Origin of the sequence: Streptomyces parvulus, from assembly GCF_014648855.1 — a bacterium.
Classification (GTDB): Bacteria; Actinomycetota; Actinomycetes; order Streptomycetales; family Streptomycetaceae; genus Streptomyces; species Streptomyces parvulus.
Map to the genome: position 1 here is coordinate 1 of NZ_BMRX01000001.1, position 24,263 is coordinate 24,263.

At 73.9% G+C, this 24,263-nt stretch carries 21 protein-coding genes; 7 read left to right on the forward strand and 14 right to left on the reverse strand.

Annotation, left to right across the window (positions count from 1 at the left end; genetic code table 11):
• Positions 1–760: 760 nt before the first annotated feature.
• Entirely contained in the window at positions 761–1,771 is a 1,011-nt protein-coding gene (trpS, locus tag IE108_RS00005) for a tryptophan--tRNA ligase (protein WP_064729154.1), read from the forward strand.
• A 31-nt stretch (positions 1,772–1,802) separates the two neighbouring features.
• Here the strand turns inward: trpS and proC are convergent, their stop codons facing one another.
• The 6 genes from proC to IE108_RS00035 form a co-directional block, all read right to left on the reverse strand.
• Positions 1,803–2,615, reverse strand: coding sequence for a pyrroline-5-carboxylate reductase (gene proC / locus IE108_RS00010; RefSeq protein WP_064729153.1), 813 nt, complete (start codon positions 2,613–2,615; stop codon positions 1,803–1,805).
• Between the two features lie 226 nt (positions 2,616–2,841).
• Entirely contained in the window at positions 2,842–3,633 is a 792-nt protein-coding gene (locus IE108_RS00015) for an ABC transporter permease (protein WP_064729152.1), read from the reverse strand.
• On the reverse strand, positions 3,630–4,445 hold the full coding sequence (locus tag IE108_RS00020) for an ABC transporter ATP-binding protein (protein WP_064729151.1): 816 nt from the start codon (positions 4,443–4,445) through the stop codon (positions 3,630–3,632). Before IE108_RS00020 ends, IE108_RS00015 begins: the two co-directional genes overlap by 4 nt.
• A 32-nt stretch (positions 4,446–4,477) precedes the next feature.
• Positions 4,478–5,284, reverse strand: a complete 807-nt coding sequence (locus tag IE108_RS00025) for a class I SAM-dependent methyltransferase (RefSeq protein WP_064729150.1) — start codon at positions 5,282–5,284, stop codon at positions 4,478–4,480.
• 24 nt (positions 5,285–5,308) lie between these two features.
• Positions 5,309–5,821: a hypothetical protein gene (locus tag IE108_RS00030; protein WP_064729149.1), complete on the reverse strand. Its 513-nt coding sequence runs from the start codon at positions 5,819–5,821 to the stop codon at positions 5,309–5,311.
• A gap of 43 nt (positions 5,822–5,864) precedes the next feature.
• A complete protein-coding gene (locus IE108_RS00035; RefSeq protein WP_064729148.1) occupies positions 5,865–6,194 on the reverse strand; it encodes a hypothetical protein in 330 nt (109 codons plus the stop codon).
• 182 nt (positions 6,195–6,376) lie between these two features.
• On the opposite strand from IE108_RS00035, the gene IE108_RS00040 reads away from it, so the two are divergent.
• Positions 6,377–8,494 carry a serine/threonine-protein kinase gene (locus IE108_RS00040; RefSeq protein WP_064729147.1) on the forward strand — a complete coding sequence of 706 codons (2,118 nt, stop codon included), beginning with the start codon at positions 6,377–6,379 and terminating at the stop codon, positions 8,492–8,494.
• A gap of 43 nt (positions 8,495–8,537) precedes the next feature.
• Here the strand turns inward: IE108_RS00040 and ilvD are convergent, their stop codons facing one another.
• The 4 genes from ilvD to IE108_RS00060 all read right to left on the reverse strand — a co-directional run bounded on the left by ilvD (position 8,538) and on the right by IE108_RS00060 (position 13,061).
• Entirely contained in the window at positions 8,538–10,391 is a 1,854-nt protein-coding gene (gene ilvD / locus IE108_RS00045) for a dihydroxy-acid dehydratase (protein WP_064729146.1), read from the reverse strand.
• 131 nt (positions 10,392–10,522) lie between these two features.
• Complete coding sequence (locus IE108_RS00050; protein ID WP_064729145.1) at positions 10,523–11,134, reverse strand: TetR/AcrR family transcriptional regulator; 612 nt, start codon at positions 11,132–11,134, stop codon at positions 10,523–10,525.
• Positions 11,131–11,976, reverse strand: a complete 846-nt coding sequence (locus tag IE108_RS00055) for a sugar phosphate isomerase/epimerase family protein (protein ID WP_064729144.1) — start codon at positions 11,974–11,976, stop codon at positions 11,131–11,133. Before IE108_RS00055 ends, IE108_RS00050 begins: the two co-directional genes overlap by 4 nt.
• 152 nt (positions 11,977–12,128) lie before the next feature.
• Positions 12,129–13,061, reverse strand: coding sequence for a Ppx/GppA family phosphatase (locus IE108_RS00060; RefSeq protein ID WP_064729143.1), 933 nt, complete (start codon positions 13,059–13,061; stop codon positions 12,129–12,131).
• Between the two features lie 71 nt (positions 13,062–13,132).
• Between IE108_RS00060 and IE108_RS00065 the strand changes: the two genes are divergently transcribed.
• Positions 13,133–13,945 carry a DUF3109 family protein gene (locus tag IE108_RS00065; RefSeq protein WP_064729142.1) on the forward strand — a complete coding sequence of 271 codons (813 nt, stop codon included), beginning with the start codon at positions 13,133–13,135 and terminating at the stop codon, positions 13,943–13,945.
• Positions 13,946–13,991: 46 nt separating this feature from the next.
• Here IE108_RS00065 and IE108_RS00070 read toward each other — a convergent pair whose 3' ends face one another.
• Positions 13,992–15,758 carry a BACON domain-containing protein gene (locus IE108_RS00070; RefSeq protein ID WP_064729141.1) on the reverse strand — a complete coding sequence of 589 codons (1,767 nt, stop codon included), beginning with the start codon at positions 15,756–15,758 and terminating at the stop codon, positions 13,992–13,994.
• A 485-nt stretch (positions 15,759–16,243) separates the two neighbouring features.
• On the opposite strand from IE108_RS00070, the gene radA reads away from it, so the two are divergent.
• A complete protein-coding gene (radA, locus tag IE108_RS00075) occupies positions 16,244–17,653 on the forward strand; it encodes a DNA repair protein RadA (protein WP_064729140.1) in 1,410 nt (469 codons plus the stop codon).
• An 81-nt stretch (positions 17,654–17,734) separates the two neighbouring features.
• On the forward strand, positions 17,735–18,859 hold the full coding sequence (gene disA / locus IE108_RS00080) for a DNA integrity scanning diadenylate cyclase DisA (protein ID WP_064729139.1): 1,125 nt from the start codon (positions 17,735–17,737) through the stop codon (positions 18,857–18,859).
• 24 nt (positions 18,860–18,883) lie between these two features.
• Here disA and IE108_RS00085 read toward each other — a convergent pair whose 3' ends face one another.
• Entirely contained in the window at positions 18,884–19,735 is an 852-nt protein-coding gene (locus tag IE108_RS00085; protein ID WP_064729138.1) for a hypothetical protein, read from the reverse strand.
• A 174-nt stretch (positions 19,736–19,909) separates the two neighbouring features.
• On the opposite strand from IE108_RS00085, the gene IE108_RS00090 reads away from it, so the two are divergent.
• Positions 19,910–20,554, forward strand: coding sequence for a phosphatase PAP2 family protein (locus IE108_RS00090; protein WP_189397543.1), 645 nt, complete (start codon positions 19,910–19,912; stop codon positions 20,552–20,554).
• A 4-nt stretch (positions 20,555–20,558) separates the two neighbouring features.
• Here the strand turns inward: IE108_RS00090 and IE108_RS00095 are convergent, their stop codons facing one another.
• On the reverse strand, positions 20,559–21,224 hold the full coding sequence (locus IE108_RS00095) for a response regulator transcription factor (RefSeq protein WP_064729136.1): 666 nt from the start codon (positions 21,222–21,224) through the stop codon (positions 20,559–20,561).
• A complete protein-coding gene (locus tag IE108_RS00100) occupies positions 21,221–22,912 on the reverse strand; it encodes a sensor histidine kinase (RefSeq protein ID WP_079163614.1) in 1,692 nt (563 codons plus the stop codon). Before IE108_RS00100 ends, IE108_RS00095 begins: the two co-directional genes overlap by 4 nt.
• Before the next feature lie 256 nt (positions 22,913–23,168).
• Here IE108_RS00100 and IE108_RS00105 point away from each other — a divergent pair, with 256 nt between their 5' ends.
• A complete protein-coding gene (locus IE108_RS00105) occupies positions 23,169–24,101 on the forward strand; it encodes an HhH-GPD family protein (RefSeq protein WP_064729135.1) in 933 nt (310 codons plus the stop codon).
• Positions 24,102–24,263: the final 162 nt, after the last annotated feature.

Sequence of the window (24,263 nt, forward strand, 5' to 3'; positions counted from 1 at the left end):
ACTGTCCACAGCGTCCTCGCTGTGTGTATTTCAAAGGAACCTCAACCTGAACCGGAAGAACCGGTCAGGCCGGAGGTATCAACATATCTGGCGTTGACTTTTGGCACGCTGTTGAGTTCTCAAGGAACGGACGCTTCCTTTGTACTCACCCTCTCGGGCTTTCCTCCGGGCACTTCCCTTCGGTCTTGCGTTTCCGACTCTATCAGATCTTTCCGATCCGATTTCCTCGGTGCTTTCCAGGTTCCCGCTTTCGCGTTTCCCTTTCCGGCGGTTCCGACTCTATCAGATCCTTTCGGGCTCTGATTCCCCGTCAGAGGGGGCTGTCTTCCCGGCTGTTGGGCCGTTCCGACGAGGTGAGACTCTAGCGGATTCCCAGCTCCCGAGCTAATCGGGGGCCGTGTCCTTTCGAACGTGGATTCCTCATTCCGTAAATACGCACGCCAATGAACGGGTAACCCGTCGAAGGTCGGTAGTTGCGGAATCGCTGTCCGGGGACCGACCGGGGTCGGCGCTCACGTCGGACAACTCGGAGCACACTACGAGTGCGGGTGGGCCGTGTCAAATCCAGGTCGGGGCGGCCTCCGGAGGCGTAGTGTGGCGCTCATGACGACGCGTACGTGTAGCCAGCTCTGGTGGGCCGCCTGACGGCGGCCGTAGTCACGTATGCACTCAACGGCCGCCGCTTCGGCGGCCGTTCTCGTATCTCCCTCCAGGAGGGGCGGCCGGCGGGTGGCGGCGGCCCTGGCCAGGAGGTGGAGAGATGACGCGGGTCTTCAGTGGGGTCAAGCCGACGGGGCACCTGACGCTGGGGAACTACCTGGGGGCGATGCGGCGGTGGGCCGCGGTGGACCAGCACCGGTCCGACGCCCTGTTCTGTGTCGTGGACCTGCACGCGCTGACCGTGGACCACGACCCGGCGCGGGTGCGCAGACTCAGCCGGCAGGCGGCGTCGCTGCTGCTGGCGGCCGGGCTGGATCCGGAGCTGTGCACCGTGTTCGTGCAGAGTCACGTGGACGAGCACGCCCGGCTGTCGTACGTACTGGAGTGCGTGGCGACCGACGGGGAGATGCGGCGGATGATCCAGTACAAGGAGAAGGCCGCGCGGGAGCGGGAGCGGGGCGGGAGTGTGCGGCTGTCGCTGCTGACGTATCCCGTGCTGATGGCGGCGGACATCCTGGCGTATGGGACGGACGAGGTGCCGGTCGGGCACGACCAGACGCAGCACGTGGAGCTGGCGCGGGACCTCGCGGTGCGGTTCAACCAGCGCTACGGGCACACCTTCGTGGTGCCGCGGGCCACGAGTCCGGCGGTGGCGGCGCGGGTGATGAACCTGCTGGAGCCGACTTCCAAGATGGGCAAGAGCGACGATGTCGGGCCGGGGATCGTCTACCTGCTCGACGAGCCGGACGTGGTGCGCAAGAAGGTCATGCGGGCGGTGACCGACAGCGGGCGCGAGGTCGTGTACGACCGGGAGGAGCGGCCGGGGCTCGCGAACCTGCTGGAGATCCTCGCCGCGTGCGCGGGCGGCGACCCCGCCGAGCTGGCCGGGAAGTACGACTCGTACGGCGCCCTGAAGAAGGACACCGCGGAGGCGGTCGTCGAGGTGCTGCGGCCGGTGCAGCGGCGGCACCAGGAGCTGTGCGCGGATCCCGGTTACGTCGAGGGCGTGCTGCGGGAGGGTGCAGAGAAGGCGCGGGGCATGGCCCGGCCGACCGTCGACGCGGCCTACCGGGCCATCGGGCTGCTGCCGCCCGGGACGGCGACGCCCTAGGCCGGGGGGGCGGGCTCCTTCGGGGCCCGCCTCAGTCCTTGGTGCCGGAGGCCAGTTCGCGGCTGCGGTCGCGGGCCGCTTCCAGGGCGGCGATGAGCGCGGCGCGGACGCCGTGGCTCTCCAGTTCGCGGATGGCGTTGATCGTGGTGCCGGCGGGGGAGGTCACGTTCTCGCGGAGCTTCACCGGGTGTTCGCCGCTGTCGCGGAGCATCTTCGCGGCGCCGATCGCGGACTGGACGATCAGGTCGTGGGCCTTGTCGCGGGGCAGGCCGAGCAGGATGCCCGCGTCGGTCATGGCTTCGACCAGGTAGAAGAAGTACGCCGGGCCGGAGCCGGAGAGGGCGGTGCAGGCGTCCTGCTGGGACTCGGGGACGCGGAGGGTCTTGCCGACGGCGCCGAAGATCTCCTCCGCGTGCGCGAGGTGGCCGGCGGTGGCGTGGGTGCCGGCGGAGATGACGGACATGGCCTCGTCGACGAGGGCGGGGGTGTTCGTCATGACGCGGACCACGGGGGTGCCGGTGGCGAGGCGCTCCTCGAAGAAGCTGGTGGGCACGCCCGCCGCGCCGCTGATGACCAGGCGGTCGGCGGGGATGTGCGGGGCGAGTTCGTCGAGGAGCGTGCCCATGTCCTGCGGCTTGACCGTGAGGATGAGGGTGTCGGCGGTCTTGGCGGCCTCGGCGTTGGTGACGGGGGTGACTCCGTAGCGGGTGCGGAGTTCGTCGGCCCGCTCCTGGCGGCGGGCGGTGACCAGGAGGTCGGCGGGTGACCAGCCGGCTCCGATCATGCCGCTGAGCAGGGCTTCGCCGATCTTGCCGGTGCCGAGGACTGCGACTTTCTGGGTCATGGCGTTCGGTGACCTCCGGTGCCCTGTCTGGTGTGTTTCGGCCGGTGTCATCCTCGCACTCACGGCGGTGGGCCGGGCTCCGCGTCCAGTCCGCGGGACGTGGGTGGTGGCGGCCGTCGAGGGGTTTTCGCCCCCGCCGCCCCTTCCCGTCCCGTCCCTGGGGGCTGCGCCCCCAGACCCCCCTTTCGGCCTGACGGCCTCGTCCTCAAACGCCGGACGGGCTGAGTCATGCCGTTCGGCGTTTCAAGGTTGCCGCGCCCAGGGCCAGGACCAGGAGGGCGCAGCCCGCGACGATGGCCGTGTCGCGTACGAAGGCCGCGGTCATGTCGGTGTGGCGCAGGACCTCGTTCATGCCGTCGACGGCGTAGGACATGGGCAGGACGTCGGAGATCGCCTCCAGGGCGGGGTGCATCTTGTCGCGCGGGGTGAAGAGGCCGCACAGGAGCAGCTGGGGGAAGATCACGGCCGGCATGAACTGCACCGCCTGGAACTCGGAGGCCGCGAAGGCCGAGACGAAGAGGCCGAGCGCGGTGCCGAGGAGGGCGTCCAGCAGGGCCACGAGGAGGAGCAGCCAGGGGCTGCCCGTGACGTCCAGGCCGAGGAACCAGACCGCGAGGCCGGTGGCGAGGGCCGACTGGACGATGGCGAGGGTGCCGAAGGCGAGGGCGTAGCCGGCGATGAGGTCGCCCTTGCCGAGGGGCATGGCGAGGAGGCGTTCGAGGGTGCCGGAGGTGCGCTCGCGCAGGGTGGCGATGGACGTCACCAGGAACATCGTGATCAGCGGGAAGATCCCGAGGAGTGAGGCGCCGATGTTGTCGAAGGTGCGCGGGCTGCCGTCGAAGACGTAGCGCAGCAGGAACAGCATCACGCAGGGGATGAGGAGCAGGAGCGCGATGGTGCGGGGGTCGTGGCCGAGCTGGCGCAGGACGCGGGCCGCGGTGGCGGTGGTGCGGGTGAGGCTGAGGGCGCGGGTGGGGGCGGGCGTGAGGGTGGGCGCGGGGGCCGCGGAGGTGGTCATGAGGTGGTCGTCTCCTTTGTACGGGCGGCGGTGCCGGCCTCGTCGACCAGGTGCAGGAAGGCCTCCTCGACGGTCTCCCGGCCAGTGCGGGTGCGCAGGGCGTCGGGCGTGTCGTCGGCGAGGATCCGGCCCTCGCGCATGAGGAGGAGGCGGTGGCAGCGCTCGGCCTCGTCCATGACGTGGGAGGAGACGAGGAGGGTGGTGCCGCGGTCGGCGGCGAGGGAGTGGAAGAGGGTCCACAGGTCGCGGCGGAGGACCGGGTCGAGGCCGACTGTCGGTTCGTCGAGGACCAGGAGTTCGGGGGCGCCGAGGAGGGCGACGGCGAGGGAGACGCGGCTGCGCTGGCCGCCGGAGAGGTTGCCGGCCAGGGCGTCGGCGTGGGCGGTGAGGTCGACCTCGGCGACGACGCGGGTGACGTCCTCGCGGCGGTGGGCGGCCTCGGCGCGGCCGGGGGCGAGGATCGCGGCGAAGTAGTCGAGGTTCTGGCGGACGGTCAGGTCGTCGAAGACGGAGGGGGCCTGGGTGACGTAGCCGATGCGGGTGCGCAGGGCGGGGTGGCCGGCCGGGCGGCCGAGGACGTTGAGGGTGCCGGTGGCCTTGGCCTGGGTGCCGGCGATGGCGCGCATGAGGGTCGACTTGCCGCAGCCGGAGGGGCCGAGGAGGCCGGTGATGCGGCCGCGCGGGACGGTGAAGCCGAGGCCGCGCAGGACGGTGCGGGGGCCTCGGACGACGGTGAGGTCCTGTGCGCGGACGGCGGGCGGGGTGGCGTCGCCGCCCGCCGTCCCGGAGGGCCGGGAGGCGTAATTCATCATGTGATGAATACTCCTCCCGGCGGCCCGTGACGTCAACCCGTCGGTGTCCTCGCGACGAGGAGGTTGACGTCGTAGGTCTCCTCGACGACGCCGTCCGGGAAGACGGCCAGCAGGTGGCGGCGCTCCTCGGCGAGGAAGGCGGCCGCGTGGTCCGCGCCGTGGGTCAGGAAGACGGAGTGGCTGCCGAGGTTGGCGAGGTGGACGTCGAGGGGGACGCGGCGGCTCCAGCGGATGTCGCGGCGGGTGAAGGCGAGGGTGTGCGCGGGGTCGGCCGCGCGGGCGTCGCCGTTGCGCTTCTCGGCGGCGACGTCGATCTCGAAGTGGTGCTCGATGCGGCGGGCGGCCGCCGCGATCCACGGCACGTCGAGGGCGTCGGTGTTCCACCAGAGCGCGAGCGCGCCGCCCGGGCGCAGGACCCGGCAGGCCTCCGGGACCGCCCGGGCGGGGTCGGTCCAGTGCCAGGCCTGGGCGTAGGTGAGGAAGTCGGCGCGGTGGGCGGCGAGGGGCAGGGCGTTGCCGTCGCCCCGGACGACCGGCACGTCGGGGAGGGCGCGGCGGAACTCGGCGGCCATGCCGGCGCCGGGCTCCACGGCGAGTACGTCGGCGCCGCGGGCGTGCAGGAGGGCGGTGGCGATGCCGGTGCCGGCGCCGGCGTCCACGACGCGGGCGCCCGCGAGGGGCCGGCCGGCCAGCTCCTCCAGGGCGTCGAGGAGGGCGGGCGGGTAGGAGGGGCGGTTCGCGGCGTACTGGGCCGCGGCGGCGTTGAAGGAGTGGGCGCGGGCGCCGCGGTCGGGGCGGGCGGGGGGCCGGGCCTCCCCGGGGGTCACGGGTGTGGTCATACGGCCATGGTGGCCGCGTCCCCGCTACCGGCGGCGGCGTTTTTTCGGGTTGCCGGAGCGGCGGGTGGCGCGCTTCTCGTACTCCGTGCGGGCCTTCTCGTACTCGGCGCGGTGGAGCTTCTCGCCCGGGGCCTCGGTGAGGGTGCGGAGGAAGTAGGCGAGGAGGGAGCCGACGAAGCCGATGGCCAGCAGGCCGCGCAGGGAGGCCTGGCGGTCGGGGTCGGGGCGGCTGGTGAAGGCGGACCAGGTGTGGCGGAAGGCGAGGGCGCTGCAGATCGCGAACATTACGACCATGAGCAGCGAGACGAAGCTGCCGATGTCGGCGATCTGAAGGCCGTCGTAGGCGATGCGGAGTACGAAGCAGGCGGCGGCCGCCACGGCCAGGGAGCCGACGGCGAGGCCCGCCCGCCGGGCGCCGTAGCCGCCGTCGTGGTCGACCCAGGTGGTGCCGTAGAACCGGAGGGGTTCGGGGCGTGGGCCGGGTGCGGAGCCCGCGGGGGTGTCCGGGATGCCGTTCTTGCCGTTCTCTGCGCTCACGGGTCGATTATGGCGCCGGACGTGCCGCGGGCTCCGGGCGGGATCAGCAGCGCGGCGCCACGTAGCCGTCGCTGCCGGTGCGGACGTAGGCGTCGGAGACGTACTGGCCGGCGCCGATGGCGTCCCAGATGTTCGTCGTGCCGTACGGGCCGGAGACCCGGGTGCCCGGCGTCTGGCAGCCGATCGAGACCGAGGCGCCCTCGGACAGGACCCGGACGACGGCGTAGCCGGTGCCGGGGCCGCTGCGGACGTTGACCCGGTAGCCCGGTGCCACCGGGTAGGTGCGCAGGGCCGCGGCGGCCGTGGCCACAGCGACCGGCGCCGCCTTCGCGTCCTCGCCGTCCCCCACGGCCGGAATCTGGTCGACAGACATGGAAATCCTCCCCCTTTGTGCCCCACGCTCTTCCGTGGGGCCCCGTTGATACCCCAAGAACAAGCCATGAAACACCAGTTCGCAACTCGCACACGAAGGGCGGCCTGCCGCCTCTGTCCCGTACGCCCCATCGACTAGGCTCCGAGCGTCGCTCGCGCGAACGAACAGCACAGGAGTGGGCCATGGCGCCGCAGCAGAACGCCGGAGCGGGAGCGGAAGCGGAAGTTCCGGACTATGCCGGTCACTACCGGCTGGAGTCCCGCCTGGGTTCCGGCGGCATGGGTGTCGTCCACCTGGCCCGGGGCACCTCCGGGATGCGGGTCGCGGTGAAGGTCGTACACGCCTCCTATGCCAAGGACCCCGAGTTCAGGGGCCGTTTCCGGCAGGAGGTGGCCGCGGCCCGGCGGGTCAGCGGGGCCTTCACGGCGCCGGTCGTGGACGCCGATCCGGAGGCCGGGCGGCCCTGGATGGCCACGCTGTACATCCCCGGGCCCACGCTCTCCGAGCAGGTGAAGCGGAACGGGCCCATGGACGAGCCCCAGTTGCGCCGGCTGATGGCCGGGCTCGCCGAGGCGCTGCGCGACATCCACCGGGTCGGCGTGGTGCACCGGGACCTCAAACCGAGCAACGTGCTGCTCGCCGAGGACGGCCCGAAGGTCATCGACTTCGGCATCTCCCGGCCGAAGGACAGCGAACTGCGCACCGAGACCGGCAAGTTGATCGGGACACCGCCCTTCATGGCGCCCGAGCAGTTCCGGCGGCCCCGGGAGGTGGGGCCCGCGGCCGACGTGTTCGCCCTCGGGTCGCTGATGGTGCACGCGGCGACCGGGCGGGGGCCGTTCGACTCCGACAGCCCGTACGTCGTCGCCTACCAGGTCGTGCACGACGAGCCCGACCTGACCGGCGTGCCCGAGTCGCTGGCGCCGCTGGTGCTGCGGTGCCTGGCCAAGGACCCGGACGAACGGCCCACGCCGGACGAGCTGATGCGGCGGATGCGGTCGGAGTCGGCGGCGTACGACACGCAGGTGTTCATACCGGCGCAGCGGGACGAAGAGGCTGCCGGAGAGGGATCGGACCCGGCGCCCGGCGCGGCACCGGATGCCCCGCCCGCGGCCGGCCGGCGGCGGCTCGGGAAGCGGGCCGCGCTGGTGGCCGGTGCGCTGTGCCTCACCGTGCTCGGCGGGCTCGTCGCGGTCCAGGTCCTCGACGGCGGCGCACCCGCGCGCGGGACGCCCACCGCGCAGGGGGCGCCGGGCGGCTTCCGCGCGTGGGAGGCGAAGCCCGCCGGGGAGGGCGGGGGCATGCCCCAGTGCTCGTACGCCGAGCGGCGCCTGCTGTGCGCGCGGCCGGGGCTCGTCTACGCCGTCGACCCGGCCGACGGGGGTGTCCTGTGGCGGCACGCCGTCGAGGAGTCCGTGCGGAGCGAACCGCCGGTCCTGTCGGGCGGGCTCGTGCAGCCCGAGACGGGGCTGCTGGGCCCGCAGGAGGCGCTCGACCCGGCCACCGGCGAGCCGGTGTGGCAGGCGGGCATGCCCCAGTACGACGGCATGCGGACCGTCGGCGACATGATCGTGCTCACCCGCGCCGACGGGATGGTGACCGGCGTGGACAGTGCCTCGGGGCGGACGCGCTGGGCGCACCGGATCCCCGGGCAGGCCGTGCCGTACTTCACGTCGTTCGCCGGGGAGCGGCGCCCCGCGGCGTACGCGACGAGCGAGACCGCGGACGGGAGCCGCACCCGGGTCACGGCGGTGGACCCGGCCGGCGGTGAGGTGCGGTGGGAGGCGGAGCTGGAGGGGTCGCTGGCGCTGGTGGGGGCGGCGGAGGGGTCCGTGTACCTCGTCCCCGAGGAGGCGGCCCACGGCGACGCGCGGGCCGTCGTGCGCTACACGCCCGCCACCGGGGAGACCCGCCGGGTGGACCTGCCGATCCCGGTCGAGCAGGCGGTGGCCGGCGTGCACGGGGACACCGTGTACCTGGCCGGGGCGGGCGGTTCGCTGGTGGCCGTCGACATGGCGGCCGGGCGGCAGAAGTGGCGGTTGGAGACGGGGGTGAGCCGGGGCTCGGCTCCCGCGTCCGACGGCCGGCACGTGTACGTCACCGCGCCCGACGGGCGGCTGCTGGGCGTCGACGCCCGCACGGGCAAGCTCCTCGGCCAGACCCGGACGCGGCTCGGCCCCGACTCCGACCGGGTCCCGGCCTCGCTGCCCTCGCCCCTGGTCGCCGGCGGGCACGTCTTCGCCGCCGCGCCCGACGGCACCGTGTTCGGCCTGGACGCGCGGGACCCCGCCTCCTGGTAGGGGCGGGGTCCTCGACTGGGTTGCGGGCGGAGTCCCGGGCGGGTCAGCCCAGCTTGGTCACGTCGCGGACCGCGCCCTTGTCCGCGCTGGTCGCCATGGCGGCGTACGCCCTGAGGGCAGCGGAGACCTTGCGGTCGCGGTTCTTCGGGGCGTACACGCCGTTCAGCGCCTGGTCGCGGCGGGCCAGTTCGGCGTCGTCCACCAGCAGTTCGATGGAGCGGTTCGGGATGTCGATGCGGACCCGGTCGCCGTCCTCGACGAGGGCGATCGTGCCGCCGGCCGCCGCCTCCGGGGAGGCGTGGCCGATGGACAGGCCCGAGGTGCCGCCGGAGAAGCGGCCGTCGGTGACCAGGGCGCAGGCCTTGCCGAGGCCGCGGCCCTTCAGGTACGAGGTCGGGTAGAGCATCTCCTGCATGCCGGGGCCGCCCTTGGGGCCCTCGTAGCGGATGACGACGACGTCGCCCTCCTTGACCTGCTGGGTGAGGATCTTCTGGACGGCCTCCTCCTGGGACTCGCAGACGACCGCCGGGCCCTCGAAGGTCCAGATGGACTCGTCGACGCCGGCCGTCTTGACCACGCAGCCGTCCGCGGCGAGGTTGCCGCGCAGGACCGCGAGGCCGCCGTCCTTGGAGTAGGCGTGCTCGACGGAGCGGATGCAGCCGCCCTCGGCGTCGTCGTCCAGGGAGTCCCAGCGCTCGGACTGGGAGAAGGCCTCGGCGGAGCGCTTGCAGCCGGGGGCCGCGTGCCAGAGTTCCACGGCCTCCTGGGAGGGGGAGCCGCCGCGCACGTCCCAGGTCTTCAGCCAGTCGGCCAGGGACGGGCTGTGCACGGAGTGCACGTCCTCGTTGAGCAGGCCGCCGCGGTGCAGCTCGCCGAGGAGGGCGGGGATGCCGCCGGCGCGGTGCACGTCCTCCATGTAGTACGTGCGGTCCTTGGCGACGTTGGGCGCGACCTTGGCGAGACAGGGGACGCTGCGCGAGAGGGCGTCCATCTCGGCGAGGCCGTAGGAGACCTCGGCCTCCTGGGCGGCGGCCAGCAGGTGCAGGATCGTGTTGGTGGAGCCGCCCATCGCGATGTCCAGGGCCATGGCGTTGCCGAAGGCCGCGGGGGTGGCGATGTTGCGGGGCAGGACCGAGTCGTCGTCCTGCTCGTAGTAGCGGCGGGTCAGGTCGAGGACCGTGCGGGCGGCGTTCTCGTAGAGCGCCTTGCGGGCCGTGTGGGTGGCCAGCACCGAGCCGTTGCCCGGCAGGGAGAGGCCGATGGCCTCGGTCAGGCAGTTCATCGAGTTGGCGGTGAACATGCCGGAGCAGGAGCCGCAGGTGGGGCAGGCGTTCTCCTCGATCCGGAGGATGTCCTCGTCGGAGATCTTCTCGTTGACCGCCTCCGACATCGCGTCGACCAGGTCCAGCGTGCGGACCGTGCCGTCCACCAGGGTGGCCCGGCCGGACTCCATCGGGCCGCCGGAGACGAAGACCGTCGGGATGTTCAGGCGCAGGGCCGCGTTGAGCATGCCCGGGGTGATCTTGTCGCAGTTGGAGATGCAGATCAGGGCGTCGGCGCAGTGGGCCTCGACCATGTACTCCACGCTGTCCGCGATGAGGTCGCGGGAGGGCAGGGAGTAGAGCATGCCGCCGTGGCCCATCGCGATGCCGTCGTCCACGGCGATGGTGTTGAACTCGCGCGGGATGCCGCCGGCCGCGACGACCGCCTCGCTGACGATGCGGCCGACCGGGGCGAGGTGGGTGTGGCCCGGCACGAACTCCGTGAAGCTGTTGGCGACGGCGATGATCGGCTTCCGCCCGATGTCCGCGCCGGGTACACCGGAGGCACGCATAAGGGCGCGGGCGCCCGCCATGTTGCGGCCGTGGGTGACTGTGCGGGACCTCAGTTCGGGCATCGTCGCTCGCTCCTTCGGAGAGTTATGACTGCCGTCGAGCGTACGCCCGTCATCCAGGGGTCGGGACAGGGTGTCCGGAATGCGGGACGCTCGTCTCGCGTACGGGCCCCGGTCGTGGCTCGGGCGTGGCCTCAGGGGCCCGTGAGGTGGCCCTGTACGACCGGGGCCAGCCGGGCCACGATCCGCTCCGGGTCGGCGGAGGCCAGCGGCTCCACCCGGATCACGTAGCGGAGCATCGCGCAGCCGACGAGTTGCGCCGCGGCCAGCTCGACGCGCAGTTCGGCGTCCGGGGCGTCCAGGCGGGCGGCGACCCGCTGCATCACCTGCGTGGCGATCAGCCGGCGGAAGACGGTGGCGGCGGCGTCGTTGTTCACGGCGGAGCGGACGATGGCCAGCACCGGCTTGCGGGTCGTCGGGTTCTCCCAGATGCCGAAGATGAAGCGGGTCAGCTGCTCGCCCACCCGGTCGAGGGGGCCGTCGCCGATGGCGGTCGGCGCCTCCAGCGCGGGCGCGAAGGCGACCTCGATCGCCGCCTCGAAGATCTGCTCCTTGGTGCCGAAGTAGTGGTGCACGAGCGCCGCGTCGACGCCGGCGGCCTTGGCGATGCCGCGCACGGAGGTCTTCTCGAAGCCGCGCTCGGAGAACTCCTCGCGGGCGGTGTCGAGGATGCGGTCGCGGGTGTCCCCGGACTCCGCGCGCGGGGGCCGGCCGCGGCGGCGGGTGGTCCCGCCCGCGTCGCTCACCGGCCGCGCGCCTTCGCCGCGGAGGCCGGCGACGCCGACGCCAGGTGCAGGCGGGCGAAGGCCAGGGCCTCGGCGAGATCGGCCTCACGTTCGGCGCCGGACATCGCGCGCCGGGTGTTGACCTCGATGACGACATGGCCGTCGAAGCCGGTGTCCGCGAGCCCTTCCAGCAGCTCCGCGCAGGGCTGGTCGCCCCGGCCGGGGACCAGGTGCTCGTCCTTGGCGGAGCCCTTGCCGTCGGCGAGGTGGACGTGGCCCAGGCGGTCGCCCATGCGGCCGACCATGTCGAGGGCGTCGGTGCGGGAGGTGGAGGCGTGGCTGAGGTCGATCGTGAAGTGGCGGTAGTCGTCCTTGGTCACGTCCCAGTCGGGGGCGTAGGCCTGCATCTCGCGGTCGCGGTAGCGCCAGGGGTACATGTTCTCGACGGCGAACCGGACGTCCGTCTCGTCGGCCATCCGCCAGATGCCGTCGACGAAGTCCCGCGCGTACTGGCGCTGCCAGCGGAACGGGGGGTGCACGACCACGGTGCTCGCGCCGAGCCGTTCGGCGGCGGCGCGGGCGCGCTGGAGCTTGACCCAGGGGTCGGTGGACCAGACGCGCTGGGTGATGAGCAGGCACGGTGCGTGCACGGCCAGTATCGGCACGCGGTGGTAGTCGCTGAGTCTGCGCAGCGCGTCGATGTCCTGGCTGACCGGATCCGTCCAGACCATCACCTCCACGCCGTCGTAGCCGAGGCGTGCGGCGATCTCGAAGGCCGTCGCCGTCGACTCCGGATAGACGGAAGCCGTCGACAGGGCGACCTTCGCGTCCGGGATACGCACTGCGTCCCTGGGATTTGCCACGGGGGTCAGGGTACGGGGTGCGGGTTGGAGGGTGTGGGGGCCCGTTCGCCGTTGCGGTGACGGCCGCGGGGCGGCCGCGGGTCCCGTGTGGTCGCTCGGGCCCACGCGGCGGAGCCGCTGGTCGATACGGCCCCGCGCTCCCTCGGGGCGCGTCACGGCTGGCCCATGTGGTCCAGGCGCCGGAGGATCACGCCCTCCCTGAGGGCCCACGGGCAGATCTCCAGGGTCTCCACGCGGAAGAGGTCCATCGCGGCCTCGGCGACCAGGGCGCCGGCCAGGAGCTGGCCGGAGCGGCCCTCCGAGACGCCGGGGAGTTCGGCGCGCTCGGCGGCGGTCATGGCGGCCAGGCGCGGCACCCAGGCCTCCAGGGAGGCCCGCTTCAGCTCGCGCTGGACGTAGAGGCCCTCGGCGGAGCGGGCGGCCCCCGCGATGCGGGCCAGCTGCCGGAAGGTCTTGGACGTGGCGACCACGTGGTCGGGGGCACCGGCGCGGCTGAACTCGCCGACCGTCCGGGCGATCTCCGTACGGACGTGCCGGCGCAGCGCCCTGACGTCGTCCGGGTCGGGCGGGTCGCCGGGCAGCCAGGCCGCGGTGAGGCGGCCCGCGCCCAGCGGCAGCGACGCGGCCGTGTCCGGTTCCTCGTCCATGCCGTAGGCGATCTCCAGGGAGCCGCCGCCGATGTCCAGGACCAGCAGCTTGCCCGCCGACCAGCCGAACCAGCGGCGGACGGCGAGGAAGGTGAGCCGCGCCTCCTCGGCGCCGCTGAGCACCGTCAGCTCGACGCCGGTCTCGGTCCGCACGCGCGCGAGGACGTCGTCGGCGTTGCTCGCCTCGCGCACGGCCGAGGTGGCGAACGGCAGGATCTCCTCGACGCCCTTGTCCTCGGCCGCCTGGAGCGCCTCGTGGACCACCTCGACCAGCTGGTCGACGCCGTCGGGGCCGATGGCGCCGTCCTCGTCGAGGAGCTGGGCGAGGCGGAGGTCCACCTTGTGCGAGTGGGCGGGCAGGGGGCGGGCGCCGGGGTGCGCGTCGACCACCAGCAGGTGCACCGTGTTCGAACCCACGTCGAGGACACCGAGTCTCATGTACGGAACGCTACTGCCCGCGGGGCGGGCGGCGGTGCCCCGATCCGGCTCCGGCGTCTTACCCTGGAGCCGTGCCAAAGACGAAAAAGGCGAAGGCTGAAAAGTCGGCCAAGAAGGACAAGAGGCGCGTAGTGGGCGACGAGAAGGGGCTGGACTTCGCCCGCGTGTGGGTGGAGTTCCCCGATCCGGCGGACGACGAGCAGGTCTTCCGGTGCGATCTGACATGGCTGACCTCCCGCTGGAACTGCATCTTCGGCAGCGGCTGCCAGGGCATCCAGGCGGGCCGCGCGGACGACGGGTGCTGCTCGCTGGGCGCGCACTTCTCCGACGAGGACGACGAGAAGCGCGTCGCCGAGCACGTGGCGCGGCTCACGCCGGACATCTGGCAGCACCACGCCGAGGGCACGCGCGACGGCTGGATCTCCGAGGACGACGAGGGCTCCCGGCAGACCCGGCCCTTCCAGGGCTCGTGCATCTTCCAGAACCGGCCCGGTTTCGCCGGGGGCGCGGGCTGCTCGCTGCACATCCTGGCCCTGAAGGAGGGGCGGGAGCCGTTGGAGACCAAGCCGGACGTGTGCTGGCAGCTTCCGGTGCGGCGGACGTACGAGTGGATCGACCGGCCCGACGACACGCGCGTGCTCCAGGTGTCGATCGGTGAGTACGACCGGCGCGGGTGGGGGCCGGGCGGGCACGACCTGCACTGGTGGTGCACCTCGGCGACCTCCGCGCACGGCGCGGGCGACCCCGTGTACGTGTCGTACCGGCCCGAGCTGATCGAGCTGATGGGCAAGGCGGGGTACGACCGGCTGGTCGAGCTGTGCGAGGAGCGGCTGGCGTCGCGGTTGCCGCTGGTGGCGCCGCATCCGGCGGATCCCGTTCACTGAGGGGTGCCGCGGTGCCGCGTTCCGGGGTGCTCGTGGGGCGTGGTTTCTAGGGGGTCGTCGGGCTCGGGGCGTCGGTGTCGGTCGGCGGGGGTGAGCCGGTGCCGCCCGTCGGGGACGGGCCGGTGGGGGTCGGGTCGGTGGGCGTGGGGGACGGGTCGTCGGTGGGCGTCGGGTCCGGGTCCGGCCGCGACGTCGAGGGCGACGGGTCCGGGTCCGGGGCGGACGGCGACGGTGAGTGGCCGGGGGTGCTGGGGCGCGGGCCCGGGCGGGACGGTGTGGGCGCCGTGCCGTAGCCGTCGATGGTGACGACCGCGCCGGCGGGCGAGACGGCCACCCGGGCGGTCCAGTGGCCGGACGGTTCGCGCAGGTGGTCGACGTGCACCCGGATCGTGAGGGACTGGCCGGGGCGCAGGGTGCCGGAGGACTCGCTCAGGTAGAGCCAGGACGCGCCGGTGGACGCGGACCAGCGCACGGGGGCGTCGCCGGTCGCGGTCGCGGTCAGGGTGATCAGCGTGGTGTCGCCGTGGTTGCCGGCCGTCACGCGCAGGGCGGCGGCGCCCTTCTCGTCGGCGCCGGAGACGCTGACGACCTCCACGGAGACGTCGGATCCGCCGTTCTTCCCGAAGCCCGCGCCGGGGGTGGTGCTGGCGTTGCCCGCGTTCTCGTAGCCCGCGCCGCCCGAGTCGCCGTCCAGGCCGTCGGGGCTCTGCGCCTCGCTGGCGCTCGACGAGCGGCCGTCCTCGCCCTCGACGACGGGCGTACCGCGGTAGGCCGCCCACAGGGCGAACACCGGCGCGGCCACGACGGTGGCGACGACCGTGGTCGTCACGGCACGCGCGCGCAGCCGGTCGCGGCGGGCCGCGCGGTCCTTCGGGTCCATGGGGAAGCCGCGGCGGTCGAAGCGGGGAGCGGCGGGACGCGCGCGCGTGGGGTGCGCCGGGGTGCTCTGCAGTGCGGCGCGCGGGGCCTCCAGGACGGGGAGTTCGGCCGGGGTGACGGTGGTGCCGGGCCAGCGGCCGGGGATCGCGCGCTCGGCGGTGCGGCGGCAGCGGGGGCAGTCGTCCACGTGGCGGACCAGCTCGCGGCGCAGGGCCGCGCTGAGCACGTACCGGTTGTCGCCGGTGAGGCGGGCCACGCCGCCGCAGGTGCCGGTCTCCACGACGGCCAGGGCGGCGCGGGTGCGTTCGACCTCGCAGGCGGCGGCGGCGAGGAGTTCGCGGGCGGTGGCCAGGTCCATGCCGAGGACCGCGGCCACCTCGTGCGGGGCGAGGCGGTGGCGGACGGCGAGTTCCAGGGCCTCGCGCTGCTCGGGGGTGGTGCCGGCGGCCTCCGGCCAGGCGAGGAGGGCGAGTTCGGTGCGGTGGCGTTGCTGGGTGGCCTCGTCGGGTGGGGTGGGTTCGGGCGTGGAGGTGGGGGTGGGCGTGGGGGTGGAGGTGGTCTTGGCGGGGCCTGACGGGGTGTGGTGGCTGCTCTGACGTTTCTGCTTGGCTTCGGCCAGCTTGCGCAGGCAGGCCCAGCGGGCCAGGGCGTACAGCCAGGCCCTGCGGTCCTGGGCGGCGCCGGGGGCGCGGTGGGGGCGGTGGCCGCGGCGCTGGGCCAGGGCTAGGACGTCGCTCAGGGCGTCGGTGGCGGCGGCGTGGTCGCAGAGGACGGACAGGCAGTACGTGAACAGGCCGTCCAGATAGGCGTCGTAGGCGGCGTACCGCGCGGGAGGTCGCTGCGCCAGCGAACGCGCCGCGGCGCGGTCGCGCGCCTCCCGGTGCGCCCGGTGTGCGCCGGTCGTGCGGGTCGTGGTCTCCGGACTGCTCCTCATCACTCGGCGACCGTAGGGGGCTGTGGGTGGCGCGAACTGGCGCGTTGGACACATTTAATCCGTACGGGTGAAACGATCCCTCATAAGGGGACAGGAGGTGCCTGCGGCGGCCTGTGGCTGGTCCGGTGGGGGTGCGTGTAGCGCCTTCGGTTCGGGGGTGGGTCGGGGGTGCGCCGGGGGGTGTCCGTCCTCGGAACGGCGCGGAATCGGTGACTCAAGATGTGCGGGGCGTTGACGCGCCAACCGCTGCGGGCGGACACCCCCCGGCACACCCCCTTCTCGCCGTCCGCGGCCAACCCGCCTTCGCTACCGCGGGCAGTCGTGCCGCTGGGGCGGCACGGGTGGGCGCGGGCGGCGCCCCGTTACGCCGGGTTGCGTCACCCACCCCCGGCCCGCACCCACCCCGGGTGACTGGGGAACGCCGGGTTCGGGTCGCCCGGGGGCGGGCCCGGCACGGTGTCAGTGGGGGCCGTTACGGTTCGTGCATGGCTGCTCGTGCGAAGTCCACCAAGGAACGGCCGTCCTACCGCTGCACCGAGTGCGGCTGGCAGACGGCCAAGTGGCTCGGTCGTTGTCCCGAGTGCCAGGCCTGGGGCACCGTCGAGGAGTACGGCGCGCCCGCCGTGCGGACGACGGCGCCGGGGCGGGTGACCACGTCGGCCGTGCCGATCGGGCAGGTCGACGGGCGGCAGGCGACCGCGCGGTCGACCGGTGTGCCCGAGCTGGACCGGGTGCTCGGCGGGGGTCTTGTGCCGGGGGCCGTGGTGCTGGTCGCGGGCGAGCCGGGGGTCGGGAAGTCCACGCTGCTGCTGGACGTCGCCGCGAAGTCCGCGAGCGACGAGCACCGGACGCTGTACGTCACGGGTGAGGAGTCGGCGAGCCAGGTGCGGCTGCGGGCCGACCGGATCGGGGCGATCGACGATCACCTCTATCTCGCCGCCGAGACCGATCTCGCGGCGGTGCTCGGGCACCTCGACGCGGTCAAGCCGTCGCTGCTCATCATGGACTCCGTGCAGACCGTGGCCTCGCCCGAGATCGACGGCGCTCCCGGCGGCATGGCACAGGTGCGGGAGGTGGCGGGCGCGCTGATCCGGGCCTCCAAGGAGCGCGGGATGTCCACCCTGCTGGTCGGTCACGTCACGAAGGACGGGGCGATCGCCGGGCCGCGGCTGCTGGAGCACCTGGTGGACGTCGTGCTGCACTTCGAGGGCGACCGGCACGCGCGGCTGCGGCTAGTGCGGGGCGTCAAGAACCGGTACGGGACGACCGACGAGGTCGGCTGCTTCGAGCTGCACGACGAGGGCATCACCGGGCTGGCCGACCCCAGCGGGCTGTTCCTCACCCGGCGCGCCGAGCCGGTGCCCGGTACCTGTCTGACCGTCACCCTGGAGGGGCGCCGTCCGCTGGTGGCCGAGGTGCAGGCGCTCACCGTGGATTCCCAGATTCCGTCGCCCCGGCGCACGACCTCGGGGCTCGAGACGTCCCGGGTGTCCATGATGCTGGCGGTGCTGGAGCAGCGCGGCCGGATCAGCGCGCTGGGGAAGCGGGACATCTACAGCGCGACCGTGGGCGGGGTGAAGCTGTCCGAGCCGGCCGCCGACCTCGCCGTCGCGCTCGCGCTGGCCAGCGCGGCCAGCGACACCCCGCTGCCCAAGAACCTCGTCGCGATCGGTGAGGTCGGCCTCGCCGGGGAGGTGAGACGGGTCACGGGCGTGCAGCGCCGGCTCTCCGAGGCGCACCGGCTGGGCTTCACGCACGCCCTGGTACCGAGCGACCCCGGCAGGGTTCCCGACGGCATGAAGGTCCTGGAAGTCGCGGACATAGGGGACGCCCTGCGGGTGCTTCCGCGCTCGCGTCGGCGAGACGCCCCACGGGAGGAGGAGGACCGCCGGTAGACTTTGCCCTGGTCTCGCCCGTCCGTACGACCGAGTGTGCGACGCGGGCGCGCCAGAAGAACCTGCGACCGGAGGAGTGCAGTGGCAGCCAACGACCGGGCAGCAGCTCCCGGAAAGTCCGGTGGGAGTGCCGGTGCCGATGGCCTGATGCGCGCCTCGCTGAGCGCCGTGGCGCCCGGCACCCTGCTGCGGGACGGCCTGGAACGGGTCCTTCGCGGCAACACCGGCGGTCTCATGGTGCTGGGGTCGGACAAGACCGTCGAGGCGATGTGCACGGGCGGCTTCGTGCTGGACGTCGAGTTCACGGCGACCCGCCTGCGCGAGCTGTGCAAGCTCGACGGCGGCATCGTGCTCTCCTCGGACCTGTCGAAGATCCTGCGGGCGGGTGTGCAGCTGCTGCCCGACCCGACCATTCCGACCGAGGAGACCGGCACCCGGCACCGTACGGCGGACCGGGTCAGCAAGCAGGTCGGCTTCCCCGTCGTGTCCGTTTCGCAGTCCATGCGGCTCATCGCCCTCTATGTCGACGGGCAGCGGCGGGTGCTGGAGGACTCCGCGGCGATCCTGTCCCGGGCCAACCAGGCGCTGGCCACCCTGGAGCGCTACAAGCTCCGCCTCGACGAGGTCGCCGGCACGCTCTCCGCGCTGGAGATCGAGGACCTGGTGACCGTCCGGGACGTGTCGGCGGTCGCGCAGCGGCTGGAGATGGTGCGCCGGATCGCCACCGAGATCGCCGAGTACGTGGTCGAGCTGGGGACGGACGGGCGGCTGCTCGCGCTCCAGCTGGACGAGCTGATCGCCGGCGTGGAGCCCGAACGCGAGCTGGTCGTGCGGGACTACGTGCCCGAGCCGACCGCCAAGCGGTCCCGTACGGTCGACGAGGCGCTCGCCGAGCTGGACAAGCTCAGCCACGCCGAGCTGCTCGAACTGTCCACGGTGGCCCGGGCGCTGGGTTACACCGGGTCCCCCGAGACGCTGGACTCGGCGGTTTCGCCGCGCGGCTTCCGGCTGCTGGCGAAGGTGCCGCGGCTGCCGGGCGCCATCATCGACCGCCTCGTGGAGCACTTCGGCGGGCTGCAGAAGCTGCTCGCCGCCAGTGTCGACGACCTCCAGACGGTCGACGGCGTCGGCGAGGCGCGGGCCCGCAGCGTGCGCGAGGGGCTGTCGCGGCTCGCGGAGTCGTCGATCCTGGAGCGGTACGTCTGACCGCGCGGTCCTTCCCGGGTCGGGTCAGTCGTCCTTGAGCACGAAGGACGTGCGGACCTTCTCGAAGCCGGGTGCCTTGGCCTCCACCAGGTACGTCCCTGCCTTGGCCGAGCCCGCCGGGGGCGTACCGCACTCGGGGGCGCTCGGCCTGCGGTCCCACTTCACCGTGTAGGTGATGCCGCTGCCCGCGGCCACCCGGTACTTCAGGCTGGCCTTGCTCTTGTCCTTCACGCAGTCGTCCGAGGCCCAGTAGGCGTCGTCCCCGGTGGCCGGGGTGATGGTGAACACCGCGTGCTCGGGGCCCAGATCGACCTTGCAGTCGCCGCCGGACGTGTTCCGCGCGGTCAGTTCGAAGGCCGGGGTCTGGCCGGGCGTGTAGCTGTTGCGGACGCTGCGCAGGCTGAACTTCACGGCGCCCGGCGTGCAGTTGGGCAGGGCCGAACCGCCCGGCAGCACGTCCCCCGCGCCGACGCCGGTCACCGCGCCGCCCCCGGAGCCCGCGCCGCCGGCGCTGCCCGGGTCGCCGGAGCCGCCGCCGGAGCCGGAGCCCGAACCGGCGCCCTCGTCCGAGCCGTCCCCGCCTCCGGAGCCCGAACCCGAGCCGGTGCCACCGGAGTCGGTGCCCTCCGACTCGTCCCGGCCGCCCGGGGCCTCACTGATCGCGGGCCCGGAGCCCGAGGGCCCCGGAGTGATCGACGGGGCCGGATTCTTGCCGTCGGCTCCGTCGTCGCGGCCCTTGCCGCCGCCTCCGCCGCCGGAGACCACGATCCACGTGATCAGCAGCGCCAACAGGGCGAGCAGGGACAGCAGTACGGCCCTCCGTCGCCAGTAGATGGAGGAGGGAAGCGGCCCGACCGGATTGCGCAGAGATCCCACGGCGCAAACTGTACGAGAGATCCGCGCGTTCCCCGGTCCCACCCGCCGTTCAGGCCCGCAACTTTTACGGATCATCATTCCGGAGATCGACCGGACCCCCTGCCGATCGTCGGGTGACGCGGGTGTCGATCGCGGGGTGTGACCGTTTCCGGCGTCCGCCTACCGTCCGTGAGCATGACCTTCGAGGACGACGCTCTCTACCGTGACATCACCGGTATCGCCCAGGACAGCCCCGCGTGGGTCCGGCACACGGCGGAGGTGGGGACGGAGGCGGGACTCCTGGTGTTCGGCGCGCTGTTCGTCGTGGCCTGGTGGCGGTCGCGGCGCGGCGACCCGCGAGCGTTCGCGATCGCGGTCCTTGCACCCCTGGCCACGGCTGTGGCGTACGTGTGCAGTGAGCTGCTCAAGTCCTTTGTCGAGGAGGAGCGTCCGTGCCGTGCCGTCGCCGGGGCGGTGTCCTCGCTGGCGCAGTGCCCGCCGACCGGTGACTGGTCCTTCCCCAGCAACCACGCGACCATCGCGGGCGGTGCGGCCGCCGCCCTGGCCCTGGTCCGCTGGACGGCGGTCCGGGTGACGGTGCCGCTCGCCCTGCTGATGGCCTTCTCCCGGGTCTTCGTCGGCGTCCACTACCCGCACGACGTCGTCGCCGGGCTGCTGCTCGGCGCGGTCGTCGCCGTCGCGGCGGTACGCCTGGGGATACGGCCGGCGACGCGGGTGGCCGGGGCGATGCGGGACTCGTCGGCGCCGGTGGTGCGGTGGGTGACCGGGCCGGGGGCGGTGGAGTCGGGGGCCGGCTCCCCCGCGCACCGGCGCCGTTGACGGCTCAGGCGTCCGCGTCGACCAGTCCCGCCTCATGGGCGACGATCGCGGCGAGGACGCGGTTGCGCACCTCCAGCCGGTCCAGGACCGCGCTCACGTAGGCCTTCACCGTGCCCTCGACGAGATGCAGCCGGGCGGCGATCTCCGGGTTGGACAGGCCCGCGCCGACCAGGCCGAGGACCTCGCGTTCCCGGGGGCTCAGGCGGGCCACGCGGGTGCGGGCGTGCTCCTCGCGGGCGATCCGGCCGCCGTCCCGGCCGAGGTCCTCGACGACGTACCGGGCGACCTTCGGGGAGAGGAAGGCGGCGCCCTCCGCCACGGCCCTGACGCCCGCCATCAGTTCGTACGGGTCCCCGGACTTGAGCAGGAAGCCGGTGGCGCCGGCGGCCAGGGCGCGGGCCACGTAGGACTCTTCGGAGAACGTGGTCAGCATGGCGACCGCGGTGCCGGGGACGGTGCGCACGATCTCCTCGGCCGCCGTGAGGCCGTCCAGGCGGGGCATGCGGATGTCCAGCAGGACCACGTCGGGGCGGTGGGCGCGGGCCAGTTCGACCGCCTCGCGGCCGTCGCCGGCCTCCGCGACGACCTCGCTCTCGCCGCCGCTCGCCAGGATGGCGCGTACTCCCGCGCGGACCATGGCCTCGTCGTCGGCCAGCAGGACCCGGATCACCGTCGGATCTCCTCTCGTCGTGCGTCGTGCAGGCCCGGGACGACGTCCTTCGCGACGAGGCGGTCGCGTCGGTCGAAGCAGAGCCGGAAGTGGTCGATGGAGGTGAGGAGTTCGCCGCTCGCCCGGTAGAAGCGGCAGTCGGCGCCCGGGGGCGGCGCGGGGGCGCGGCCGGTGGGCGGGTCGTGCGCCTCGCGCGACGGCAGTACCGGTGCCATCTCCTCGTACGGCGTGCCGGTGCGCAGGTGCGCGTAGGCGGACGGGGTCAGCACGGAGCGGGTCTCGGTGTACGCGTACCAGCCGAAGGCAGCGCCGAGCAGGACCAGACCCGCGACGGCGGCGGCGCCCAGGCCCAGGGCGACGCGGCGGCGGGCGCGGGTGAAGGGGGCGGTGGGTGAGGGAGCCGGGGCGGGGGCCGCGGTACGGACGGCGGGGACGTACGCCCGGACGCGGAAGCCCTCCCCGTGCGGGCCCGCCGTGAACTCGCCGCCCAGGGAGGCGACGGCGGCGCGCAGCCCGAGCAGGCCCGAGCCCCCGGCCGAGGGGGAACCGGGCCCGGTCGCAGCGGTGTTGGTGACGGTCACCGTCGTGCCGGAGGCCTGCCCGGTGAGGGACACGGCGACGGGGGCGCCGGGGGCGTGCCGGGCCGCGTTGGTCAGCGCCTCGCGCACGATCCGGTAGAGGAGCCGGTCGGCGAGGCCGCCGGGGTCGGCGGGCGGGTCGGGGGTGTGCCGGGGTTCCCAGCGGACGGGCAGTCCCGACTCGGCGGCCCGGGCGACGAGTTGCTCCACGCTCTCGCCGGCCGGGGCGAGGGGCAGGGGCCCGTCCTCCCGGTCGTCCTCGTCGTCCTCGCGCAGGACGCCGATGATGCGGTGCAGGTGGTCGGTGGCGTCGGCGGCGGCGACCCGCAGTTCGGCGGCGGCGGCGCGGTGGGCGGGGCCGAGGTCCGGGGCCACCTGGAGGGCGGCGGCGCGCAGCGCGAGCAGGCTCAGTTCGTGGCCGAGGGAGTCGTGCATGTCCTGGGCGATCCTGGCCCGTTCACGGAGTCTGGCCCGCTCCTCCGCGTGCCGTCGCTCGTCCTCCAGGCGCGCCGCCCGGGTCCAGCCGGCCTCGGCGAGCGCGCGGCTCTGGCGCCAGTAGCGGCCGCCCAGCCAGGGCAGGACGCAGACGAAGAGCAGGGTGCCGGTCAGGACCAGCACCTCGGGCGCCGGGTCGACGCCGACGAGCGCGATCCGCGCGACGCCGACGACGGCGGTGCCGGCGAGGACGGCCACCGCGGGGTGGGCCCGTGAAGCGCGCAGGCCGAGCAGCAGGGCGAGGACGGCGAGCGCGGGGCCGTAGGAGACGCTGAACAGCGCGGGGGTGTCGGCCAGGCTCAGGGCGGCCGCGAGTGCGAACGCGGCGAGCGGGCCGCGCCGGGCCAGCGCGGCGGCCGTGGCGAGCACGGCCAGTCCGGTCAGCTGCTGCCAGAGGGGGCGCGGCTCGTTGAGGCCGATCCGGTCCGCCGTGACGGCGGGGAGCGCGAGGGCGCACCAGAACAGCGCGCCCCGGCCGACGGGGGCGAGCCGGGCGGGGCGCGTACCGGGGGCGCGGGAGGCCGCGGGCACGGGGGCGCGTGGTCCGGCGTGCGCCCGGGTGCCGGGGCCGGCGTCGCCTGCTCCGGCCCCGGCGGCCGGACGGGTACCTTCCATCCGCCCGACGCTACAAGTGCCGGGCGGGGCGGCGCCCCTGCCGATCGTCAGGTGCCCCGACCGCCGGACGGTCCGGGGACCCCGGCGGACGCGAGACCTCCCCCCATCCGGGCCACCGAACGGTCAAGGCATCCGCTGAAACCTTCCGGCACCCGACGTCACCGCTTCGGGCGCGCGGCGAACGGTGGGTGTGCCCGGCGCCACCGGGTGGCGGTGCGCCCGCGGGGTGGTTCCGGCGTGGCAGGATCGGAGGGTCATGACTGCGCCCACGAAGTCCTCGCACAGCGGACCCTCCGACCCCGCCGCCGCCTCGTCCGGCGTGCCGTTGCACGCCCCCGTCATCGACTGGTTCGCCGACCACGCCCGCGATCTGCCGTGGCGGCGCCCGGAGGCCGGCGCGTGGGGTGTGATGGTCAGTGAGTTCATGCTCCAGCAGACGCCGGTGAGCCGCGTCCTGCCCGTCTACGAGCAGTGGCTGGCGCGCTGGCCGCGCCCCGCCGACCTCGCCGCCGAGGCACCCGGCGAGGCCGTCCGCGCCTGGGGCCGGCTCGGCTACCCGCGCCGCGCCCTGCGCCTGCACGGCGCCGCCGCGGCCATAACGGAACGGCACGGCGGCGACGTGCCCTCGGACCACGCCCAGTTGCTGGCGCTGCCCGGCATCGGCGAGTACACGGCCGCCGCGGTCGCCTCCTTCGCCTACGGGCAGCGGCACCCCGTGCTGGACACCAACGTCCGCCGGGTGTTCGCCCGCGCGGTCACCGGCGTGCAGTACCCGCCGAACGCCACCACCGCCGCCGAGCGGAAGCTGGCGCGCGCGCTGCTGCCGGAGCAGGAGAGCAGGGCCGCCCGGTGGGCCGCCGCCTCGATGGAGCTGGGCGCGCTGGTCTGCACGGCGAAGAACGAGTCGTGCCGGCGCTGCCCGATCGCCGGGCAGTGTGCCTGGCGGCTGGCCGGCAAGCCCGCGCACGAAGGGCCGCCGCGCCGCGGCCAGACGTACGCGGGCACCGACCGGCAGGTGCGCGGCCGGCTGCTCGCGGTGCTGCGGGAGGCGTCCGGAGCGGTGCCGCAGTCGGCCCTCGACCAGGTCTGGCACGAACCGGTCCAGCGGGCCCGCGCCCTGGACGGTCTCGTCTCCGACGGTCTGGTGGAGCCGCTGGCGGACGGGCTGTACCGGCTGCCGCTGAGCTGACGTACGGCGCGGGACAGGGGCCGCGGGTACGGGTGTGACACAAGTGCCGGTTCCGTCGGCCTCCGTCACCGTCCCGGCAGCGGACAAATCACCCTTTACTCCCATCAAGTGGTCGGCCGCTTTACCCGGTTCCTACTTCCGTTACACAACCGACGGACAGCC

Coding starts and splice junctions, on each gene's coding strand:
- trpS (WP_064729154.1), top strand. CDS start 761: ATGACGCGGGTCTTCAGTGGGGTCAAGCCGACGGGGCACCTGACGCTG.
- proC (WP_064729153.1), bottom strand. CDS start 2,615: ATGACCCAGAAAGTCGCAGTCCTCGGCACCGGCAAGATCGGCGAAGCC.
- IE108_RS00015 (WP_064729152.1), bottom strand. CDS start 3,633: ATGACCACCTCCGCGGCCCCCGCGCCCACCCTCACGCCCGCCCCCACC.
- IE108_RS00020 (WP_064729151.1), bottom strand. CDS start 4,445: ATGATGAATTACGCCTCCCGGCCCTCCGGGACGGCGGGCGGCGACGCC.
- IE108_RS00025 (WP_064729150.1), bottom strand. CDS start 5,284: ATGACCACACCCGTGACCCCCGGGGAGGCCCGGCCCCCCGCCCGCCCC.
- IE108_RS00035 (WP_064729148.1), bottom strand. CDS start 6,194: ATGTCTGTCGACCAGATTCCGGCCGTGGGGGACGGCGAGGACGCGAAG.
- IE108_RS00040 (WP_064729147.1), top strand. CDS start 6,377: ATGGCGCCGCAGCAGAACGCCGGAGCGGGAGCGGAAGCGGAAGTTCCG.
- ilvD (WP_064729146.1), bottom strand. CDS start 10,391: ATGCCCGAACTGAGGTCCCGCACAGTCACCCACGGCCGCAACATGGCG.
- IE108_RS00060 (WP_064729143.1), bottom strand. CDS start 13,061: ATGAGACTCGGTGTCCTCGACGTGGGTTCGAACACGGTGCACCTGCTG.
- IE108_RS00070 (WP_064729141.1), bottom strand. CDS start 15,758: ATGAGGAGCAGTCCGGAGACCACGACCCGCACGACCGGCGCACACCGG.
- radA (WP_064729140.1), top strand. CDS start 16,244: ATGGCTGCTCGTGCGAAGTCCACCAAGGAACGGCCGTCCTACCGCTGC.
- IE108_RS00090 (WP_189397543.1), top strand. CDS start 19,910: ATGACCTTCGAGGACGACGCTCTCTACCGTGACATCACCGGTATCGCC.
- IE108_RS00100 (WP_079163614.1), bottom strand. CDS start 22,912: ATGGAAGGTACCCGTCCGGCCGCCGGGGCCGGAGCAGGCGACGCCGGC.
- IE108_RS00105 (WP_064729135.1), top strand. CDS start 23,169: ATGACTGCGCCCACGAAGTCCTCGCACAGCGGACCCTCCGACCCCGCC.